We start from the raw sequence: 571 nt of genomic DNA on the forward strand, positions 1-571 counted from the left end.
CCCCCTTGGCTAGTGAAGTAGATGTAAGCGCGGCCACCGGCTTTTGCGTCTTTTTGGAACCAAACATCCACACCGTTTGATAAGGTGTAAACCTGAAAACCACCCGGAGCTTGACGCATACTAACGATGCTGCCTTCCTCAGCTGGTTGCAGGAAGCCTTCTGCTTTGGCGTTCATGCCCGAAGGCTTTTCACCAGCTTGTAGGTAGGCGCTGTTAAGCGCAGTGAATACATCAGCAAATTGCGCTTGCGTTTCACTTTTGCCCATGCCAATCACAAAGCTTGGTTGATTAGACAACAGCTCTTTTAACTGCGCGTTTACGCTCTCTAGCGTCGTTTTATCCAAAAAAGCTGCCAAGCTTTGCGCATAGCTCTCTTTCGATTGGCTTACGCTGTCTTGCTCCAATTGGAAAATACGCGCTTCCGCGTAACTATTTGGCTTGCGTTTGCTCCAATCAGAATCAAGATTTGCCAGTTCGCCATACCAGTTAGATGTGATGCTCTCTAGCTCAGCTTGTGTCACGCCGTAATCGCGAAGTGACGTCAAAGCACTGATGAAAATTTGGTGCATTT

At 48.2% G+C, this 571-nt stretch carries 1 pseudogene; it reads right to left on the bottom strand.

The features are described from left to right. Positions 1-571, bottom strand: a pseudogene (locus tag R7R78_RS28335) (insulinase family protein); the annotation flags it as partial.

It is taken from the genome of Vibrio sp. 2134-1 (assembly GCF_033339495.1).